The sequence below is a fragment of the Oceanispirochaeta crateris genome (genome assembly GCF_008329965.1).
Taxonomy (GTDB): domain Bacteria; phylum Spirochaetota; class Spirochaetia; order DSM-2461; family DSM-2461; genus Oceanispirochaeta; species Oceanispirochaeta crateris.
Genome location: NZ_CP036150.1, coordinates 404556 through 423703 on the forward strand (window position 1 = coordinate 404556; position 19148 = coordinate 423703).

Here is a 19148-nt window from a genome sequence, read left to right on the forward strand (position 1 = left end):
GCTCCGCGCCCCTTCGATCACTGAAGCCTTCGGTCGAAAAATGATTCTTTTTGCTGGCAAAAAATACAGGACTCAGGTTAGTATACACTCATGAAAAAGTTTTTCCTTCCGCCATTCATTCTCCTCGCACTGATCCTCCTTACGGGCTGTGATGCCAATGGCAACCTCAACTTCTTTTCGATTCAGGATGATATAGAGTTCGGCCAGCAGCTGGATGCGGAAATCCTGGCAAATCCTAGCGAGTACCCCCTCCTCAGCAGATCTGCTTATCCTGAAGTCTATGCCTATGTGGAAGGCATCATGGACCTCATACTCCAGTCAGATCTGATCCGCTACGAAGACAGCTTCCCATGGCAGGTGCGCATCATCGATCAGGATGTCCTGAACGCCTTTGCCGCTCCCGGAGGGTATCTGTACTTTTATACCGGCTTTTTATCATTTGCAGAATCTGAAGCCGAACTGGCGGGAGTCATGGCCCATGAAATTGCCCACTCCGACCGCAGGCACTCCACCGAAAACATGACCAAGGTCTATGGCCTACAGGTCCTTCTCTCCCTCCTCATAGGGGAAGAACCGGGATTGTTGAGCGAAATCCTTGCGGGTCTTACTGTGGGAGCCAGCAATCTGGCCTTCACCAGAGAGAACGAATATGAGGCGGATGAGTACGCCCTCAGATATATGAACAGCGTCCGTTCTACCCGGGAGTATGAACTCCGGGCAATGCAGGAATTTTTCAACAGAGTAGAAGATGTTTATGATGAGGAAGGGGAAGGAAGCACCCTGGGTGCCTTCTTCAGAACCCATCCCTATAACGACGATCGAGAAGATGCCATGGACGAAATCTGGGAGGAACTGGGCGCTTATAACGGAGAGTATTACAGGGCCGCGCATGAGGCCGTCATCGCCCAGCTTCCCTGATCCTGCTAAGAGTTCCTCCTCCTCATATCCAGTTGATTCAAAAGCCTCAAGAGAAGAAATAAAACAAGGCCTAGGATCAGGCAGAGCCCCCACATCTGTGTTATGCCAAAAGAATCCAGCACAAACCCCGAAACCAGTGGAGCCAGAGTGCGGCCGCCTCCCTTGGAAATCAAGAAAAGACTGTTAAAACGTCCTCTATGATTCACAGGGCAGTGGTTGGCAATGAAAACACCTCCACTTATGGCATCCAAGACCTCGCCTGTGGTCCACAGCAGGGTGGTGAAGAAAAACCAACCGCCATAGGGCACCTTAAAAATCAAGAGTCCAAACCCCAGGCCGTAAAAAAGTTGTCCCATGGCGATCCGGATCAGGGGTTTTTTATGTACACACAGATAGTTCAGCAGGGGGGTGAGGACCAAAACCGCCAGGGCATTAAAAGACATGATGAAGCCAAAGAAACGGGGACCATCCTCTTTGAATAGATGCAAAATCTGGAGGGGAAGGGTAAACACGTGCTGAGAATAAATAAAGGATGAAAAAACGCTTGCCAGGGCATACCAGGCTAGAACGGGACGCTTCAACAGCGCCTTCAAGGAAGAGCTGCTATCATGATTCTCATTGACCTCTAAAATCATTTCTCCTTTCACCGGTTCTTTGATAAAGACCAGAATCAAGACAATTGTAATCATCGTTGTCAGAGCATCTCCCCAGAAGATCCACTGTCTGTAATGGTTAAAAAGAAAACCAGCCAGTATGGGTCCTGCCGATACGCCAATATTGATCCCCAAATAGAGGAGAGAAAACGCGGAGTTCCGCTGATTTTGGTTTGTCAGATCTGCCAATAGGGCCGAGTTAATGGGTCTCACTGCTCCATTGAAAAAAGTAAAAATCAGAAGCAATAGGGCAACCAGGGGTTTATCGGGGATAAATCCACAGATCATGACAGAGAGAGCCGCCAGTCCCTGGAGGGTAAGCATGATTTTTTTGCGGCCTATCCAGTCGCTAAGTCTGCCTCCCAGCAGGGCTCCGGCCATCATGCTGATACCAACCAAAGAGAGGACAATACCCGTTTGTTTCTCACTGAATCCCAAAAATCTGGTGAGATAAAGGGTTAAAAAGAAATTTGCAAAGTCGCCCATCCGGTTGATTATCTGTGCCAGAAAGAGAATATACACTGAGCCGGGCAAGTCTTTGTATGGGGAAATGACTTTAGCTGCCTGGCGAGTTATAAAGGAGATCATGAGTTATTAAAACAGAGTTTGAAAAAAGAGAGAAGGTCTGGTGCATAAATGAACGTAATTGAAACTAATTATGGAGGACAAGTTCTGAATATGGATTTATAAATTGACTGCTGCATATTCATATCCATGTTACAATTTCTGTAATTATCACGATTCAGTATAACTTAGGTATTTAAGGTGGAAAGCTGTCATTTTAAAGGAATTAGTGGTCGATTTAGTCAATATCTTTCGGCAATGAGGCTTTTAGTAATAAATTCATAGAACAGCTAAGAAATAATGTTATAGAGATATATGATTGAAGGAAACTAATTAGGCAATATTTATGGAAAAATATGATTCCTTGATATATGGGAATGGACTAAATCTCAATCTTTTTACTCGTATTTCAAATGAAATAAGTTTGAATAGTTATTCAAAGCAATATCTTGATTTTGGGATATTTCTAAAAAATTTGCTTACTAAGCCAACTCATAGTTCAATTTGGAGAGACTTTGAAAAAAAATTTGATAATCATAGTGAATCCGCAAAAAATACAAGGCTATCAACAAGGAATAAGCTCTATAATGAATTAGATGAAATTTTGGAATTAGGTTTTGAGCAATGGGTTTCAAAGTATACATTTATTGAGCCGAGTAAAATAACATCGAATGAAAAAACATTTTTATATTTGGCTTTCAATCATTGGGCAAGTTTAATAGATACAAATATTTTTAATAGAAAGAATGTTGAATCTATTCTTCAAGAATACGCAGATAAAATAAATACTAAGGTCAATAATAATCAAATTTATACCTTAAACTTTGATACATATTTTGATAATTTCCTTACAGCTAGACACTTACACGGACGATTTATCTCTCCACTACGTAAGTTTTCATCAGTTTTATTAAGTATACCTGGTAATGAGACAAATCATGAATACACCTATCTATTTGGAGGGAATGGGTTAGAAAAAAAATCGAGAATAAACACTCTAACGAGCATTCAATGTGATACATATGATTTTAATTTTTTTAATGATAATTCAGATTTAGGAAATGTACTAATTTATGGAGTCGCATTCGGAAAAACTCAATTCATGACCGATGATTTCTTGAATGAACATAACGTTCATTATGATAATTTCTTAGTTAGGTCAGTTGATGGTCATATTTTAGAACGGCTTTCAGAAAAACTCAAAGATAATAAACTTTCTAGCGTAACCATCACTTATTATAATGAAAATGATTTTAAAAGAATTAGTGAATGGATAGACATCTCGGGCTTAAAAAATGTTACAAAATTGAAAAGTTTAAATGAGTATGACTTATTGGAATAAAGTACTCTATAACAAGCTTTTGCAATTGACAGTCCTACTGTCACATTCATTGCTACGAGGAGCAGTAGAGCAAGTAGAATGCAATGAAAGCGCCAGCTTAACGGCCTGCAAATGAAAAGAATGTTACACAGAATTAAAGTTAAATTCATTTGCTCAGTATATTTATTACCGCAAACTAAATCTTTTATTAGATTTCATTATTTAGATTATGCTTCGAAGATAAAATTTAATCTCCGATGGTAGATTAAGCTTCGAAGAGAAAATCCAGACGCATGAAGAAAAATATAGGGAATATGTCTGGATTGAGTATAGAAACAATTGATTTACAATGCTGTTGATAGTACTATTGTTAGTGAGGTAATTGATATGTTAAATAGTATAACCGCCAATGATTTGAAAGTTAAGGGTGTCTCAATTCTTGATCAAGCTATTTCTGCTAGCAGCGAAGCAATTATAACTGTACGTGGTAAAAGTAAATATGTTGTCTTATCAATGGATGAATATAATCGCTTAAGAGAATGTGAGCTAGAAGCAGCATTAATGGAAGCTAGGAATGATTTTGAAGCAGGTAATTATCATGTTGGGACTGTTGAAGAACATATCAACAGAATAACTAATGCCTAAAATCATATTTACTCACAGCTATGAGAAAAAAGCTGTAAAATTTATAAAGAAACATCCAGAATTAAAAAACCAATATATGAAAACCCTTCAACTGATGGAAATTAATCCAAAACATCCGTCTCTACGCTTGCATCAATTAAAGGGTAAGCTCTCAGATCTACACAGTATTTCAATAAATATATCCTACAGAATTACAATTGAGTTCATTATTCAAGAAGATACAATTATCCCGATAAGTATTGGGACTCATGACGAAATATACTGATTGAGTAAGAAGAATCTGTGTAACAAACAGTTGTACATTGACATTGGTTATTGTCATCAATGTTGCTGTTTTTACTCTTTTGATACAATATCAAAAAAACAATGATATACTTTTTACAAAGTATAGGTTCTGCAACATTGTTGCCAATGCCTGGTCTTTCAGCCCAGGCCACCAAGGCAAGTAAACTGGATGTTATACATATTCAAGGAGTGAGAATGATAAATGACGCGAAAATTGTACTTTTTGACACTTCAAATTGGATAAAAATATTAGATAATGATAATGAAATACAAAATATTTTCAAAAAGTTGATTAAAAAAAATATTATTCCTTATATAACAATTGAAAACTTAATGGAAATATTTACTACAGAAAACCATATCCATCCAGATTTTGAGATACGGTTAGAAAAATTGTATCAAGTGGAAATATTTGCTTCTATTTGTAGCGGAACAGAAATCCTATTCAGTGGGATTGATGATCTTTTTTCAAAAGAAGTTGAAGCAATATCAAAAGGTTTACATAATTTTGTTGACATAAAAACTTATGTATTTGAAAATGTTGAATTTAAAAAGTTCCCTATACTTTCTAAAAAAGAAAAATCACTACTTAAACAAAGAGTTATTGATTTAAGAATGAAAACAAAGTTTGCATCAGCGTTGAATAGTTATGCGACAAATCCATTATATAATAAAAAACTTAAAGATATAAAAAATACGAATTTAGACTTTGATCAAGAATTCAATCTAGAAAAAGTCCATAAGGGGAATAAGGTTTATCTTAATAATAAAAAAGTTGCAAATAATTATATAGAAAATTTCAATAATGATTTTTCAGAAATAATAAAGGCTAACAAAATACATTATAATGGAAAAATCAACATAATTGATTACATCAAAATAATGACGGGAAATAATAAAATTGATTTAAACAAAAAATATAAAGATTATATAATTAAAAAAGAATATAAAGATATTATTGGGAAGTACTCAAGTAGTCCTTTGACAAATGAATATTACAAAAATACTTATAGCATAGATACTTATCTAAAAATCAAAGATAAGTATCAACAAGTACTAAACTCAGATAAACCAAGAAAGCTAGAATTAAGTAGTTTTACTGATTTTCTTTTCTGTTCATATTCAAACTATTTCAATGTGGTAGTTGATAAAAGAACTAAAGAATTATTAAAGCAAATAGAAAGGCATACTAAAATGGATTATTTGCTGCTTGATGAAAATGATATCAATGAAATTATATGTGAGTAAAAATGTATAACAAACAATTGAACTTGTCATTGCTATTGTCAAGTTTCTTGCTGATATCTGAACCTGATTAAAATAATTTTTTCCATTTAGAAGGATAGGGGATAAACTGAAAGCAAGAAAATCGCCAATGCCTGGCAAGCCAGGCCGCAACGCAAGTTAATTGGATGTTATATAGTTACGCATCCCTGTATTTCTCCGATTTCTTTATATTGCTATTATGTAAAGAATTAATCAATATTTAATTCTTCAAGATTCCAGTATTTCTTTTGATTTCTATCTATTTTGATTGACTTTTGCTGACACAACTGCATACAAGTATATATAGAGAAATTATCTTATCAATATTCAATCTTGTGCATAATCGTATTGTGGTTTATTTACTACAGATAACCACCCTTCTATCTACTTACTTATGGATATGTAGATAATACCCTAATTAAGAATAAATTTGGATTGCACCTAATGCACAAATTTCAGTCTACAAATCAGATACAATCATGATAATTTATCTAAATAGAATTGTTTATTAAGGATTATTAAATATGAAGATTGAAGTTGTTAATAAGACTGACTACCTGACACTTATTTGTATCTGGGAAAAGTCTGTGAGAAACACCCATGATTTTCTTGAAGAAGGGTATATTGAAGAATTAAAACCTCTCATACTTGAGCATTACTTCGATGCTGTAGATTTACGCTGTGCTAAAGATGATGCTGGGATCATCAAGGGATTTTGCGGTGTACAAGAAGGTAATATAGAGATGCTTTTTATTACCCCAAAATATAGAGGGCAGGGTATCGGTCGGGCACTGGCTGATTATGCAGTTCATAATCAAGGAGCTTTTAAAGTTGATGTGAACGAACAGAATTATCAGGCTGTAGGCTTCTATAAACATTTCGGATTCAAAGTAATCGGACGATCAGATCTTGATGGTCAAGGCAAACCTTATCCACTGCTCCATATGGAACTTGGACGCTGAAAATGATAATAATCACAATAGGAAATACCACTGATAACTAGCGTTCTGTCTATTAAGCTACCCTTTTTTAACTCTTATAGGGAAACTTATATTTACATTTGAAGAAATAGTAAACATACTTAACACGGTAGCGGGATACCGCTGCCGATAATGTGGCGTTCTGCCTACATACGTCTATTTATGATATTCTACTGATAATTGTACTTCTGCTGACTAATCTAAATTAAAAGGAGAGAAATATGAGTATCAGTGATAAACATAAAGTAATCTATGGCATTGCCAAGGGTTTAAGATATGGTGATGAAAAAGGTCACAAAGAGATGAAAGGTTCCGAGCTGGCCGAGATCCTTAATGACCTTGGATATCTAACAGATGATGGAGAGAAATATACTGTAGGTACCATAGGTATATTTAGCTGCATTAGCGCTGCATATAAGAGTTTCAAGAAACATGATGGTGATGATCATAGAGCAGGTTGGATTGCTACTGCATTTGTAGATCGGAACGGAGAATATGCATGGCAGGAATAAATTAAAAAACACGGTAGCGTTAAACAACTGCCGATAACCGGCCTTCTGTCGACTTAATATGAAATTCAAACTAAGAAGCTACAGATTTTTTAGTCTGATTACGTTTCACCAATATATAATTATAATATTATTTATTTCTTTCGTTATCTTCATATGCTGTCATAATATCAATAAGATTAAAGACACTTGAAATGTTTTCCTTTGTTATCGAGAGAATATCCCTCTTTCGAGTCTTGGTCATTTCATCGTTATCACTGATTACCAAGCTGATACCTGTATGAATACTATTAAGTGTTGGCCAAATCTGTTTAATAAATATTGTTAAATTTTCAGAATCTTTATCAATTATATTTAGAATATTTTTACTTCTATCATCCATCTGTATATTTAAATCGGTGAATTCTGTGTACACTTTGTTTTCCAAATTGTAGTAGAGCACAAAAAGCAAACCGATAATTCCGCCTAATAACATAAAATAGAATGCCATTGTCAAATGTGTGAATGCAAATGACTTCTTTAAAATCTCGAGAAAACCAAAGGATTCTCCTTTTGAAAAATCAATAATGAGATATGAGACGGGATGCAGAATAAAATAACCTAAAATAATCCCTGATAGTATGTAAACACAAGTTCTAATGAATGTTTTGTTCATGATTTTCCCTCTAATAAAGAATTAAAATTAAAATGCCAGATGATCGATAAAGAACATAAGAATATGAATTATGAGATCACCCTTCAGTGTGAATGAACCTGCTGATAATATATAAAATTAAGGGAGGGAGTAATATCCATTGAAATATAGGGACTAGTCCTATACCAAAGATTTCAGGCATTAAGGCTGAATAATCCCAGCTCTGAAGCTTATGAACATTCCTGTATTCGCTTATGAGGGTATAACAAGATCCTAGAAACAACACTGTAATGTAATGCTTCTTTTCCGGTTTATAAATCCATGATATTTTTCGATATATTAAAATTGTACCCATCATTGAAAAGAAGAGAATCATTATATCACCAATCGTGCAGTGAATTCTGTACCAGACTATTGTATTCAAATCATTTGTGATATCAACAAAAAAAGGTGTTTGTACCCACTCCCAGGTTGCAAAGATTACAAATGAAAATAAGGAATACCAAATAAGGTATTCCCCCAGTCGTTTCATGTTCAACTATTTCTTCTTCCCAAGAACTTCTTTCTTGCTCAAATACTCAACCTCATTGATTTCTCCATTCACATATCGTTTCTGAAGCAATTCTAGAGGGGATTCTGAACTATCTGATTTCAAAAAAGAATCTTTCTTGAAAATAAAATACGCAACAACCAGTATTACTACTAAACCAATTCCCATCATAATAAACCCTCCACTATGAAATTTGCCAAACGAAGAAAAACCATTACAAAATTGCCCAAAATTACCAAACATAAATTATCTCCTATTCATCTTAATTATCATGGGATACAGACTCATCCATACCCAGGAACCCACCATGCCAATCATGATACCAAACATCACCTGATACTCCATTGACACTTAACATTCCAACGATTTGCCCCTCTTTCAAAGTGTGAAGAGTATAATAACCATCAAATGTTGAAACATGGTCATCTGCTGTAAAACCTGACTTTTTATAATCAAGATAGTCTTGAGCTATTGTGACAGACTCTTCTGCTGATATTTTCACTTTTCCATTATTCCAGAATCTTCGCCCCATATGACCATAACTCTGATTCCACATCATATTAGGACCTGGTTCAGGAAAAACCTGGCCGGTAAAAGGATCTATAAGGAGCTCTACGGCTAAATGATCCTCACCCTCTTTAACGACTTGAGCATAATAGTTCCTCTGGAATTCCATGATTTCTTCAATATGGAAATCCTTTCCAAAAGCATCATTGATGTATTGTTTCAGATTTTCCTCAATCTCATCATGGGTCATTCTTTCCCCGGTATTTGAAAAGGAGTTGTTATAAAACCCATACCCCATCATACTATGTCCATTTCCATACTGACCTTGTCCCATATGCCCATAACCACCGCCGCCCATTCGGCCAAAACCTCTCGATCGATTGTAGTTATACTTGTCATCTTTATTGCCATTGGCAGATAAAAGACTTGTTATAGCCAATAAAAAGAAAATGAATACTGATAATTTTGTGACTCTACTTTGGTTCATAAGAACCTCCTTAACTGATATAAATATATATTACTAATAAAGTATGAATAGAATATGTTCCTAAGATAAATAGAAGATGTTACTTCTTTTTTTTATCAAGATCGCAGCAATCCAGTCTTTGGGAGCCATATAAATCCTGATTGGCCTTAGCCAATTTGTTAAGATAATTCATCCATCTTTTCTTTAAGTTCACCTTGAAAAATTTCATATTTGCCCTCCTTGAGAGAAAAAATCATAATGGTGTATAAACTGCTTCTCGAATTGCATTCTTTACTCGTTATATACTATACCCCCCTACCCTATATAAAAAATGATAGGCCACTCCTACTCATCCGTCAATAGATGAAACCTTAATTCTTTGTAATATACTATTATATATTTGGAATGAGCCCTATTTGATGCTAAAGACAGTAGTTGTCTCCGCTGAAAATTTGATACTTTTCGTAACATATATTAGCTTTTATATATGTGTATAAGCCCCTGGAGTTAGAGGACAAAATAGAACCAAGGCTACCCTAAGGCCCATAGCGGATGAAATTTGAGGCCGTTTATAACGGGTCATTGATGTGCTTTATCAGAAGTAGATTTCCAAATAAATATAGACTGAAAAGTCGGAGGATTAGATTTTGAAAAATAATGATATGAACCATGAACATATGAATCATCAAAAACATGACCAGCATTCCGGTCATCAACATCAGGGACATTCTGGTCATCATGACCACAATGCCCATCACCGCATGATGATACAGGATTTTAAAAAACGATTCTATATAACACTGGTATTAACCTTGCCTGTCCTGGCCCTGTCACCCCTTATCCAGAAAATTCTGGGATTTTCCTTTGGATTTCCCGGCTCTGGATATGTGGTTTTTGCTCTGGCGTCGATTATCTTTTTATACGGAGGTTGGCCGTTTCTTTCAGGGCTCGTTAAAGAACTGAAGGACAAGAGTCCGGGAATGATGACCCTTATCGGTCTGGCCATAACGGTTGCCTACGTTTATAGCGCTGCCGTTACCTTCGGTTTAGACGGAACCCCTTTTTACTGGGAGCTGGCCACTCTGATTGCCATTATGCTCGCAGGGCACTGGATTGAAATGGCATCCATACTCGGTGCCTCATCGGCTCTGGAAAAACTGGCCAAGTTAATGCCCAGTGAAGCCCACCGAAAGAAGGATGATGAAGTAGAGGATATACCTCTTTCTGAGGTAAAGAAAGGGGATGTGCTAGTCATTAAGCCGGGGGAGAAGATTCCCTCCGACGGTGTCGTGCTAAAGGGTGAAAGCTATATTAACGAATCCATGCTCACCGGAGAATCAAAACCGGTCAGAAAGGGAAAAGATGACAGGCTTATAGGTGGTTCTCTGAACGGCGATGGCTCTCTGGAGCTCCGAGTTGAGGGGGCGGGTGATGAGTCCTACCTGAATAAGGTGATTAAGATGGTAGGAGAAGCCCAGGCTTCAAAATCCAAGACTCAAGCCTTATCTGATCGTGCTGCATTCTGGCTGACCATTGTCTCTCTCTCCGTAGGTATCGCGACTCTTATAACCTGGCTTCTGGTGGGGCAGGACCTACAGTTCGCCATAGCAAGGATGGCAACGGTTATGATCATTACCTGTCCCCATGCCCTGGGACTGGCGATTCCCCTGGTGGTCGCAGTTTCTACAGCGAAGTCAGCCGAAAACGGTCTGCTCATTCAGAACCGTACGGCCTTTGAAAATGCCAGAAAGATCTCCACGGTCATCTTTGATAAGACAGGAACCTTGACTACGGGGACATTCGAAGTCACCAGTGTGGATATACACGACAAAAAATATGGGGATAAGGAACTTCTTACCTTTGCAGGTAGTGTGGAAGCCCTTTCAGAGCATCCCATTGGAAAGAGTATTGTTCTGCGTGCAAAGAAGGATGAAATTGACCTGCCTGCTGTTGATAATTTTCAGGCAGTCAAGGGGAAGGGAGTCAGCGGTACTGTGTCAGGTAAGAAGATACAGATAGTGAGTCCCGGATATCTTCAGGAGCAGAATTTAGAGATTCCCGAAGGGGCGGAGGCTAAAGGCGGCGTCACACGGATCTTCATTCTTGTTCAGGGAAAGGTCGCCGGTTCTCTGGCCTTGTCGGACACTATCCGGCCTGAATCCTATCAGGCAATAAAGGCTCTGCAGAAGCTGAATATAAAATGCTGGATGCTCACCGGCGATAATAAGGAAACAGCCAAGGCCGTAGCCGATGAATTGGGGATGGACGGTTTTTTTGCAGAAGTACTGCCTGATGAGAAACAGGCAAAGGTAAAAGAGCTGCAGGCACAAGGGGAATATGTGGCCATGGCAGGAGATGGAGTAAACGATTCTCCCGCACTTGCTCAGGCACAGGTCGGTATAGCAGTGGGATCGGGAACGGATATAGCAGCGGCATCGGCGGATATAATCCTGGTGAATTCCAACCCTCTGGATATCACGGCGCTCATACTCTTCGGCAAGGCCACCTATAATAAGATGGTTCAGAATCTGATTTGGGCCACTGGATATAACGTCATTGCCATCCCCCTGGCGGCGGGTGTTTTATATAATGTTGGTATTGTCATGCGTCCGGAAGTCGGAGCCATCCTGATGTCGGCTTCTACGGTCATTGTGGCAGTGAATGCACGTCTTCTAAGGGTTAAGAAAGAGGAATTAAAGGAGGCAGGGAAATGATGAGTGGCTTTGGTTATGGCAGAGGTATGGGCTGGGGAACAGGAGGGGGAATAGCTTCCCTTCTGTTTATAGCAGTATTCATTGTCGGAGGCGTCTTTTTTGTCAGATGGATTATGAGAAAATCCGAAAAAAACGGATTATTTGGAGAAGAGCCGAGTGCTCTGGAAGAGCTGAAAACACGATACGCAAAGGGAGAAATTACCAAAGAAGAGTACCTGGAAATAAAGTCTGTTATTGCGGACGAAACAAACAAAATAGAATAAGAAGATAATCAGGAAGTAATTCTTCTAAGGAAGGATATGCGTATATTTTAAGCATTGTCGTAGCCACTAAAATAGCTAAAATCAAAAGACTTCATATTCTGACCATTAAGAACTACTTAACAGAAGCGGAGGAATCCTCTACCGATAAAGTCCTATTCTGTCTATATTAGCTTTTCTGCTCATATAAACTTCTTTCTCTGAGGTATGTGAATTTTTGTTTTAAAAAGGGGAAGGTCTATGGTCACCCATAACACCCTGTAGCTTTAGACGTTTGCTCGCTTCACGCAGAGCCCCCAGAGAGCCTCCGGGCGTTTGAACCGAATACAGTTACCAATTTAGGGTGAATGAAAACTCCTGGCGCCTCCAGCAGTGATCTACAGATTATTTATAGAGGAGTCTACTTCCGGAATGTTGGATTTTTAATAATTACCCAAACTGAAAACCTCATACCAGGTGAACCCTTCCACCCAGATCCGTCATCAGAAGGCTTTGCCATCTTCTGCCGGCCCCGGCTTCCAGGGAATATATCCCTTATGGATTGATAAGCCCGTGAGAATTGAATTGGCAAAGAGGTGAGGGGAGCTGGTGAGGGAAATGATTCAGCCAGCCGCGCCGCAGAGGCTTAAGTCATCCAGGAATAAAAAGTCCCCACCTCAACGGACCGCCACTGCTCCGCTGAATTTTTTCCCCACTTACTGATTGTTCAAGAAATGAGTATTGTTTCTCCGTACCTTCCACTCCCGCTTTTCAAGCCGGAGCTCCAGGGCTGGTTCTCTATGGTGCTGCTCCGCAGCCGTCCTTCTGTCACGGCATACGCCGCTCCGGTTCCAGACGTCTGCTCCCGCATCACCATCGGTTTTCACGCCAACCCCCCGCAAACCGCCGTTCCGGCTTTCCTTTGCGGGCTTTTTCCCGATCGGGACTCGAGGAGCCCTCAGTGCAAACATCCCTGTTTGCCCGGTACTCCCTCTGGACTTCACGTGTGACATCCCCACTCATAAGGCCGGTCTGGTAATAATCAGTTTTATTTTCCCGGCTATAGGTGAAGAGCAAAGAGGAGCAGCCTCATTCGTAGGTCTGCTTTCAGCTCGGGCTCCCCCGGACGGCAGCGCTGCAAGGTAGGGTTCATTTATTGATGCCCCCCTCCCGTCCCCCGTTGGGGGAAGTGTCCGGGTCCGCCCGGCTGAAAGACCAAAGGCAGAACATCTAGGGCAAACGCATACAGCGTCAGAAGGCCAGAGCTTCGCTCCCGCCTCCTTCCTTGCCGCAGGGTGAGGGATAAAACAGACTCTAACAGAAAGGGACAAGCCCGGTAACCGGCTTCCGATACCGGCTTCGCCGGCCTCTCCAGCCGGAGGGCGTTCAATTTTTTAGATTTTTAAATAGACCTGTGTGGGCGTGTTTTTTTTCCTTTGTTGATATGGTCCTGGGAATTTAGTGCAGGGAAGGGAGAGTCAACTGTTTCAATTCTTTCATATCCTCTTTATAGACTCGTTTCATACGTTTTATAGTTCTTTATAATTCTATACCTTCTTGACTACATCCTTACATTAAATGAATTCAGAAGGATTATAAAAGATTAATAGAGAATTCTGTAGAATTCTCTGGATAGCCATTGTTTGTACACCAACCGATGTACCGTCTGTAGCAACCTAACAGCGATAGGGGTTGGAGGGGAAAGTCCTATCGTTGTGGTGTACCTTCAAAGATGTAATGATAAGGTGATTATGAGAAAATACCGTTGGGGTGTATTATCACAGGACATAAAAGAGGCCGCATTATATTCCGAAATTTCTACTAAATCAGTTTGCGGTAAATAATCGTATACATGTTTTGAAAAAGACCAAAGAAGAATTAGATCTGTAAGCACAAAGGATGCTGGTTTTATTCAGGATTACTATACGATCGATATTGACGGGCTGGCAAAAAATGATCTGGAAAATGCTATCTCTGAAGTCGAAACACCTGCATCTCATATCATACGATAAATTGATTGATCCCATGAAATGCTTACCATGGATGAGGATATTTCATATCTTTTTTGATCTATAGCTTCCCTGGCGGCTCGAGAATCTGTCATAGGTGAGCATGCTGAAAGGGGATTACAAGGAATCATTAGAGCTTCAATTTCCCAAATCATTTCTAAAAAATATAATATGATTCGGAAATGTGTGCTTGAAAAGCATCCATATGCTCCGGATTTTTCTAGAGAAAAGATATAGATCGAAAATAATTGTAATCTCAGTAATCCAACTCTTCCAAAACCCTCACACCAATCCAGAATATTCCCGGGCTGAGCCGGACCTTATCCATGCCTGAGTCCGAGAGCATCATGCTGAAGTTGCGGTTGCTCTTGGCCCTCTCGTTATTCTTCTCGCACCAGGCAATATAGGTCGCGTAGAGCACGCTGGACTGAGTCATGGACTCCTCCTCAAAGACGCAGCAGTCAGTCAGGAACATCTGAATATCACTCATCTGATTCCGATATTCTTCGGTGGCATCCTGGATGGCCTCCGGATTGCCCAAACCTTCTTTAAGCCATTTCAGGCAGCCTTCTACCATCCAGGTGAGAATACCAGGCAATTCCTTCTCCAGTTTCTCAGGCAGTTTCTTATCCTGCTTTTCCTCAGAGAAAGTCACCTCAAATGGTATGAGCTTTATTCGGCGCCAAATAGCAAAATCCATGCCGCTGATTCTGGGCTTGTGGTTGGTGGCCATCACGATCTTGAAGGTGGGAATAAATTGAAAATACTCCCCATAGAGAAAGCGGGCGCTGATTATATCATTTCCTGTCAGACGTTTGATCACCGACTCGGCCAGACGACCTCTCTCATCGCTCTCTGTGGCCGAGACAAAGCGAGCACCCTTAAGCCGGGCGATATCGTTGGTGGCCTGTTCTCCCTTTTTTTGCATAAAAGTCTCTGTCGGTGTGGTCATGGCGTAGTCTCCCATGATTTGAGTAATAACGTTAATAAAGGTGCTCTTCCCATTCGCTCCGGTTCCATAGAGGATAAACATAGCCTGACTAGACATGTCCCCTGTGAGACTGCAGCCTACAAACTTCTGGACAAATTTAATCAGTTCCCGTTTTCCATCGAATATGTCTTTCAGAAATTTCTTCCAAACGGGACAGGCTGACTCTGGATCATAGTTTACCGGTGATACTTTGCTAATGAGCTCCTCTCGATTATGAGCTCTCAGGCGTCCCGTATGGAGGTCAATAATCCCATTGTGGCAGTTGAACGAGTAGATATCTCTGTCAAAATCATCGGGGCCCAAACGAATGGATGGATCGGCGCGGACTAACTGCAGCATTGAGTCTATTTTCCGAGCGGTAGAACTCCTCCTACTATGGGCAATCATAGCCAGGGCCTCGTCGGTATTCCAGCAGTCAGCTGCCTTGTCCATCATTGCCTCGATGCTGAGCTTTCCCATCTCAAAGATGGCATTCCGATCATCCACCTTCCAGTGCCTGACATTCCATATCATCCACATCTTCCAGGGGGCGCAGTAACGGATATCTTCTCCCCAATCCTCAATCATCATACGGGCATTGAAGAAGTCCGAATAATTCTCACCTCCCTCAATCCGGTTAGTAGCTAATATTCTTAGAGCCTCCCGCTCAATATGTTTGTTCGCTCCATTTGCAGGAATCTTTGGTTCTTTCCGGGTTTTCAAAGCTTTGGCATAACTGAGCCAGCGTAATTCAAAGAACCGAATGTCGTCTATTTCTTCGCCTCTTGTCTCATCCAAAAGTTCGGTATAACAGTTGAACATCAGAGATAAAAGACCATAACACTCATTGAGTCGTCCCTCGGCGGACAAAATCATTATTTCCTTCACATCTTCAGGAAAGGTTCTCTCCTCACTGAGGGCAATCGTAACGGCGTTACATTCCATCTCCTCATACCGCTTCAGTCGGATCATGAGTTTTTTCAGTTTCATTCTCTCAGCCATCAGCGTCCCTCCCGTCTGATAAAAACCTTCTGTACATCCCCGGGTGCACATTTGTCTCCTGTAAAACGGACCCAAGCCCAGAACCTCCAGTGCCCATACTGATCAATATCCCCTTCAGACACGGTATAACTGATAATCCCTTCAAGGGAATCTTCGATTAAAGCGGGAAAAGCGCCGTCCGTCCCATCGGGTTTTCTATAACGGATTTGGCACTCTACTGCTTCCGACAGGGAACAGCTTGTATGGGTGCGGATAACCAGACTCGATTGCCCGGCGTAGATTCTATTCATATAAGACTCCTTTAAATAGGGGATTTAAGATCGATACTGCGGGTGATTCGGCTGTAAATTGTCAGCTCTTCAGAGATATGGGAGGGATAGGGATTAAAAAAGTCCCAAACCGCCCAGCTTTCCATGATGGTGATAAAGGAAGAGAGTCGACGGCTAAAGGCGTCTTTCAAATCAAGAATCTCCGCACTCAGCCTCTTGTAAACGGTACTGAGACTCAAAATATCCGTAGAGCCAGCTAGGGTCTCGATCAGTCGTATAAGTCCTCTTGAGGCGTTGATCTCCTCAGTCTCCCCCTCATTGTCACTGGATTGTCTCAGATATTCAGCCTGTTTAAAGAGCACTTCATCAGGCTTGATCCTTCCACTAATCTCCACATTCCAGGTGGTCACCGAGATAAAGTCGAAGTACTGGGAAAGGAGGATATCGGGATAGCTGTAAGTGCTGCCGCAAACCTCGGGTGGAGCATCAAAGCTTGAAGGGTAGTGAACCCTCAATTGAGCACCGTCCACCTCATCGAAGTAGGGATAGTAGTAGTACTTGGCCATCAGTCCAAACCAGAGCTGGTCTCCCGCCGATTGCTGTATATTGACGTTAAAACTTCCGCTCTTCCAGGAGGGGGAGTCTCCTGTAGGAACATAGAGATTTATAAAAGGAGCGTTGTTGCTCACAAGGTTTACAGGCAGGTTTCCATCATAGAGAACGGGAAAACCACCGGCTTCCCATTCGTTCTTATAGGAGTAGTAATAGGGAGTACAGGCTCCGGCTACTGGCAGATCGGGATTCAGTTTCTGAATAGCCATTCCAAGATCAATGGTGGGCATTCCAGGCTCATCATCAAAGAAGTCATAGTTTCCGGCTCCCACCGAATCAGAACCCAATCGGGGATCGACGGTCACGGGATAGCGTGCCTTCTTCAGCCAGTCTTCGTCCACCCTAATCATTAGAGCCTTACCGTCGTATTCCAAGTCCCCCCATATCCATCTTCCGGCAGCATCGATGATCTTAGGACGGTAAATATGACAGAATTTTCCGGTCCTGTACTTCCCATTGTTCCTCTTCCAGTAAAGAGCATAGCTACCTTTTACTTCTCCCATCATACGGGAACCCTTTCTGATCCCCTGCTTATGAAAGGAAAGCCCCCGGGGTACCTCCAGGGGGATGGGAAAGACTGGCTTTCGTGGAGGGGAGGCCAGCTGTATATCGTACTCTATGTTCCCCGTGTCCAGACGGCGGAATATATGTTTCCGGTCGAAGCAGATAAGTTCTGTTCGATCCGCTACGGTCTTCACACAGCGAACCTTTTCTCCAAAAATCCCCGTCTCCATAATCAGGGTGACCTCTCCATCCCATTTCTCCAGGCTTAAAAGAGGGGTCCTGCTCACTCCCCAGGGACCTCCTCTTACACGGCAGGGCACATCATCAAAGCTTTGTGTATGAAAAAAACCTGTGGGACTGAAACCTAGACAATGTTTCTTATCAGGTCCCATAAAAGGTGATCTCCCAGTCTATCTGCAGAATGTCGTTGGCCCCTATATTCACCTCAGGGGTGATCTGGGCATAGGCCAGACATATCCCGGAAGAGGATGCGTTCATAAGGGCGGCCTCATTGATACCTGTGGCATCCAGGCTGCCTGCGGGGAAGGTGGCCCGATAACAAGCCTTATCATCCGCCGATTCTCCTAAGGTTCCCTTTGTCGCAGGATAATCGTTGTCCATCCCTTGGCGGGTACCTGTAGGTGTATTGCAGCCTCCCGTATTATCCTTGGGGCTTAGCCCTGTCCAACCGGTTCCCACCTCTATATGGCCGTTTGCACTGTCTACGGCGGTCATTCCGCCGCCCACCGCCAGGTTAGCCAAGAGGGCATCGCCATAGGTCGTCACCACATTGTGGAAGGTAAAATCATTCAGCTTTCCAGGGAATCCCAGAATTCTTCGGAAGAGTCCTGGCTTACTCCGTTTGATTCTACCATCAGGGCTCAACACTCTCACTCTAACCCGTCCCTTAGTTCCTAGTCTTTCTTTCATCAGAACAACCCTATCCTGTCGGCAGTCCATCCCCCTCCCAAAAGAAGAGCCGATCCAATATTCGTAAATCCAAGAACAAGACAGCGACGCTGCAGTCTTTGTATTTCATACTCTTTTTGTTTTAGGGTTTGCCGTTCCCGTTCTGCCAGAGCCTTGTAATAAGCGGTCTTCCCCGCTTCCTCGGCTACTGCTTCCCTGGCAGCCTCCCGGCTGGTTGTCTCAATCTCCTCCAGGGCTATTTCCATGATCCCCAGAACTATCTGGGCCACTTCGTCGCGACTGTAGGTATCTTCGGCACCGATCCACAAAGCGACCTCCTCCATCGAGAGCATGTCGGGATACAGAGGGATAACGCTCATCGAAATCAGCATCAGGGAGAGAACGAATCTCCTCCCGTTTCCGGCGGCTGATCTCCTCCAGCTCTTCAAACCTGTTCTGCTCATTCTCATAATCTTCAGCACTGTGACTCTCCTCCTTTTCATTCTCTTGTTCCTCATTCCAACGGGACCACAGCGCAGTCCCGAGGACGCCTCCCAGAATCCCGGCCAGCACAAAGGCTCCCCGGGTCAGCCATCGTTTAACCTTTATCAGGAAACTCATA

General features: G+C 41.4%; 21 protein-coding genes and 1 pseudogene. 10 read left to right on the plus strand and 12 right to left on the minus strand.

Going from position 1 to position 19148, the window contains the following annotated elements:
* The first annotated feature begins 90 nt into the window (after window positions 1–90).
* Window positions 91–918 carry a M48 family metalloprotease gene (locus EXM22_RS01750; RefSeq protein ID WP_149484859.1) on the plus strand — a complete coding sequence of 276 codons (828 nt, stop codon included), beginning with the start codon at window positions 91–93 and terminating at the stop codon, window positions 916–918.
* A gap of 5 nt (window positions 919–923) precedes the next feature.
* Here the strand turns inward: EXM22_RS01750 and EXM22_RS01755 are convergent, their stop codons facing one another.
* Window positions 924–2159, minus strand: a complete 1236-nt coding sequence (locus EXM22_RS01755; protein ID WP_149484860.1) for an MFS transporter — start codon at window positions 2157–2159, stop codon at window positions 924–926.
* A gap of 322 nt (window positions 2160–2481) precedes the next feature.
* On the opposite strand from EXM22_RS01755, the gene EXM22_RS01760 reads away from it, so the two are divergent.
* The 6 genes from EXM22_RS01760 (at window position 2482) to EXM22_RS01785 (ending at window position 7144) form a co-directional block, all read left to right on the plus strand.
* A complete protein-coding gene (locus EXM22_RS01760; RefSeq protein WP_149484861.1) occupies window positions 2482–3477 on the plus strand; it encodes a hypothetical protein in 996 nt (331 codons plus the stop codon).
* A gap of 318 nt (window positions 3478–3795) precedes the next feature.
* Window positions 3796–4101, plus strand: a complete 306-nt coding sequence (locus tag EXM22_RS01765) for a type II toxin-antitoxin system Phd/YefM family antitoxin (protein WP_246157059.1) — start codon at window positions 3796–3798, stop codon at window positions 4099–4101.
* Window positions 4094–4366 carry a type II toxin-antitoxin system RelE/ParE family toxin gene (locus EXM22_RS01770; protein WP_149484862.1) on the plus strand — a complete coding sequence of 91 codons (273 nt, stop codon included), beginning with the start codon at window positions 4094–4096 and terminating at the stop codon, window positions 4364–4366. Before EXM22_RS01765 ends, EXM22_RS01770 begins: the two co-directional genes overlap by 8 nt.
* A gap of 101 nt (window positions 4367–4467) precedes the next feature.
* On the plus strand, window positions 4468–5634 hold the full coding sequence (locus EXM22_RS01775; RefSeq protein WP_149484863.1) for a hypothetical protein: 1167 nt from the start codon (window positions 4468–4470) through the stop codon (window positions 5632–5634).
* A gap of 542 nt (window positions 5635–6176) precedes the next feature.
* Window positions 6177–6614: an acetyltransferase gene (locus EXM22_RS01780; protein WP_149484864.1), complete on the plus strand. Its 438-nt coding sequence runs from the start codon at window positions 6177–6179 to the stop codon at window positions 6612–6614.
* Between the two features lie 239 nt (window positions 6615–6853).
* Window positions 6854–7144 (plus strand): hypothetical protein, encoded by a 291-nt coding sequence (locus EXM22_RS01785; RefSeq protein WP_149484865.1) that lies wholly within the window; start codon window positions 6854–6856, stop codon window positions 7142–7144.
* 127 nt (window positions 7145–7271) lie between these two features.
* Here EXM22_RS01785 and EXM22_RS01790 read toward each other — a convergent pair whose 3' ends face one another.
* The 4 genes from EXM22_RS01790 to EXM22_RS18450 all read right to left on the minus strand — a co-directional run bounded on the left by EXM22_RS01790 (window position 7272) and on the right by EXM22_RS18450 (window position 9527).
* Window positions 7272–7796, minus strand: a complete 525-nt coding sequence (locus tag EXM22_RS01790) for a hypothetical protein (protein ID WP_149484866.1) — start codon at window positions 7794–7796, stop codon at window positions 7272–7274.
* 517 nt (window positions 7797–8313) lie between these two features.
* Window positions 8314–8568: an SHOCT domain-containing protein gene (locus EXM22_RS01800; RefSeq protein WP_149484868.1), complete on the minus strand. Its 255-nt coding sequence runs from the start codon at window positions 8566–8568 to the stop codon at window positions 8314–8316.
* 19 nt (window positions 8569–8587) lie between these two features.
* Window positions 8588–9319 carry a hypothetical protein gene (locus EXM22_RS01805; RefSeq protein WP_149484869.1) on the minus strand — a complete coding sequence of 244 codons (732 nt, stop codon included), beginning with the start codon at window positions 9317–9319 and terminating at the stop codon, window positions 8588–8590.
* A gap of 79 nt (window positions 9320–9398) precedes the next feature.
* Window positions 9399–9527, minus strand: coding sequence for an LDCC motif putative metal-binding protein (locus tag EXM22_RS18450; RefSeq protein ID WP_281289910.1), 129 nt, complete (start codon window positions 9525–9527; stop codon window positions 9399–9401).
* A 418-nt stretch (window positions 9528–9945) separates the two neighbouring features.
* Here EXM22_RS18450 and EXM22_RS01810 point away from each other — a divergent pair, with 418 nt between their 5' ends.
* Window positions 9946–12012 (plus strand): copper-translocating P-type ATPase, encoded by a 2067-nt coding sequence (locus EXM22_RS01810; RefSeq protein WP_149484870.1) that lies wholly within the window; start codon window positions 9946–9948, stop codon window positions 12010–12012.
* On the plus strand, window positions 12009–12275 hold the full coding sequence (locus tag EXM22_RS01815) for an SHOCT domain-containing protein (RefSeq protein ID WP_210411535.1): 267 nt from the start codon (window positions 12009–12011) through the stop codon (window positions 12273–12275). The genes EXM22_RS01810 and EXM22_RS01815 overlap by 4 nt, the downstream gene beginning before the upstream one ends.
* Before the next feature lie 692 nt (window positions 12276–12967).
* Here EXM22_RS01815 and EXM22_RS01820 read toward each other — a convergent pair.
* Window positions 12968–13264 (minus strand): hypothetical protein, encoded by a 297-nt coding sequence (locus EXM22_RS01820; RefSeq protein ID WP_149484871.1) that lies wholly within the window; start codon window positions 13262–13264, stop codon window positions 12968–12970.
* 849 nt (window positions 13265–14113) lie between these two features.
* Here EXM22_RS01820 and EXM22_RS18535 point away from each other — a divergent pair.
* Window positions 14114–14263, plus strand: a pseudogene (locus EXM22_RS18535) (hypothetical protein); the annotation flags it as partial.
* Window positions 14264–14516: 253 nt separating this feature from the next.
* Here EXM22_RS18535 and EXM22_RS01830 read toward each other — a convergent pair.
* The 6 genes from EXM22_RS01830 to EXM22_RS01855 are packed head-to-tail and all read right to left on the minus strand — an operon-like array spanning window position 14517 to window position 19147.
* Complete coding sequence (locus tag EXM22_RS01830; RefSeq protein WP_168203294.1) at window positions 14517–16232, minus strand: DNA primase family protein; 1716 nt, start codon at window positions 16230–16232, stop codon at window positions 14517–14519.
* Entirely contained in the window at window positions 16232–16522 is a 291-nt protein-coding gene (locus tag EXM22_RS01835; RefSeq protein WP_149484873.1) for a hypothetical protein, read from the minus strand. The genes EXM22_RS01830 and EXM22_RS01835 overlap by 1 nt, the downstream gene beginning before the upstream one ends.
* 11 nt (window positions 16523–16533) lie before the next feature.
* Entirely contained in the window at window positions 16534–18009 is a 1476-nt protein-coding gene (locus EXM22_RS01840) for a hypothetical protein (RefSeq protein ID WP_149484874.1), read from the minus strand.
* A complete protein-coding gene (locus tag EXM22_RS01845; RefSeq protein ID WP_149484875.1) occupies window positions 17999–18547 on the minus strand; it encodes a phage tail fiber protein in 549 nt (182 codons plus the stop codon). Before EXM22_RS01845 ends, EXM22_RS01840 begins: the two co-directional genes overlap by 11 nt.
* Window positions 18547–18792, minus strand: a complete 246-nt coding sequence (locus EXM22_RS01850) for a hypothetical protein (RefSeq protein ID WP_168203295.1) — start codon at window positions 18790–18792, stop codon at window positions 18547–18549. The genes EXM22_RS01845 and EXM22_RS01850 overlap by 1 nt, the downstream gene beginning before the upstream one ends.
* On the minus strand, window positions 18767–19147 hold the full coding sequence (locus EXM22_RS01855; RefSeq protein WP_149484877.1) for a hypothetical protein: 381 nt from the start codon (window positions 19145–19147) through the stop codon (window positions 18767–18769). Before EXM22_RS01855 ends, EXM22_RS01850 begins: the two co-directional genes overlap by 26 nt.
* Between the last annotated feature and the right edge of the window lies 1 nt (window position 19148).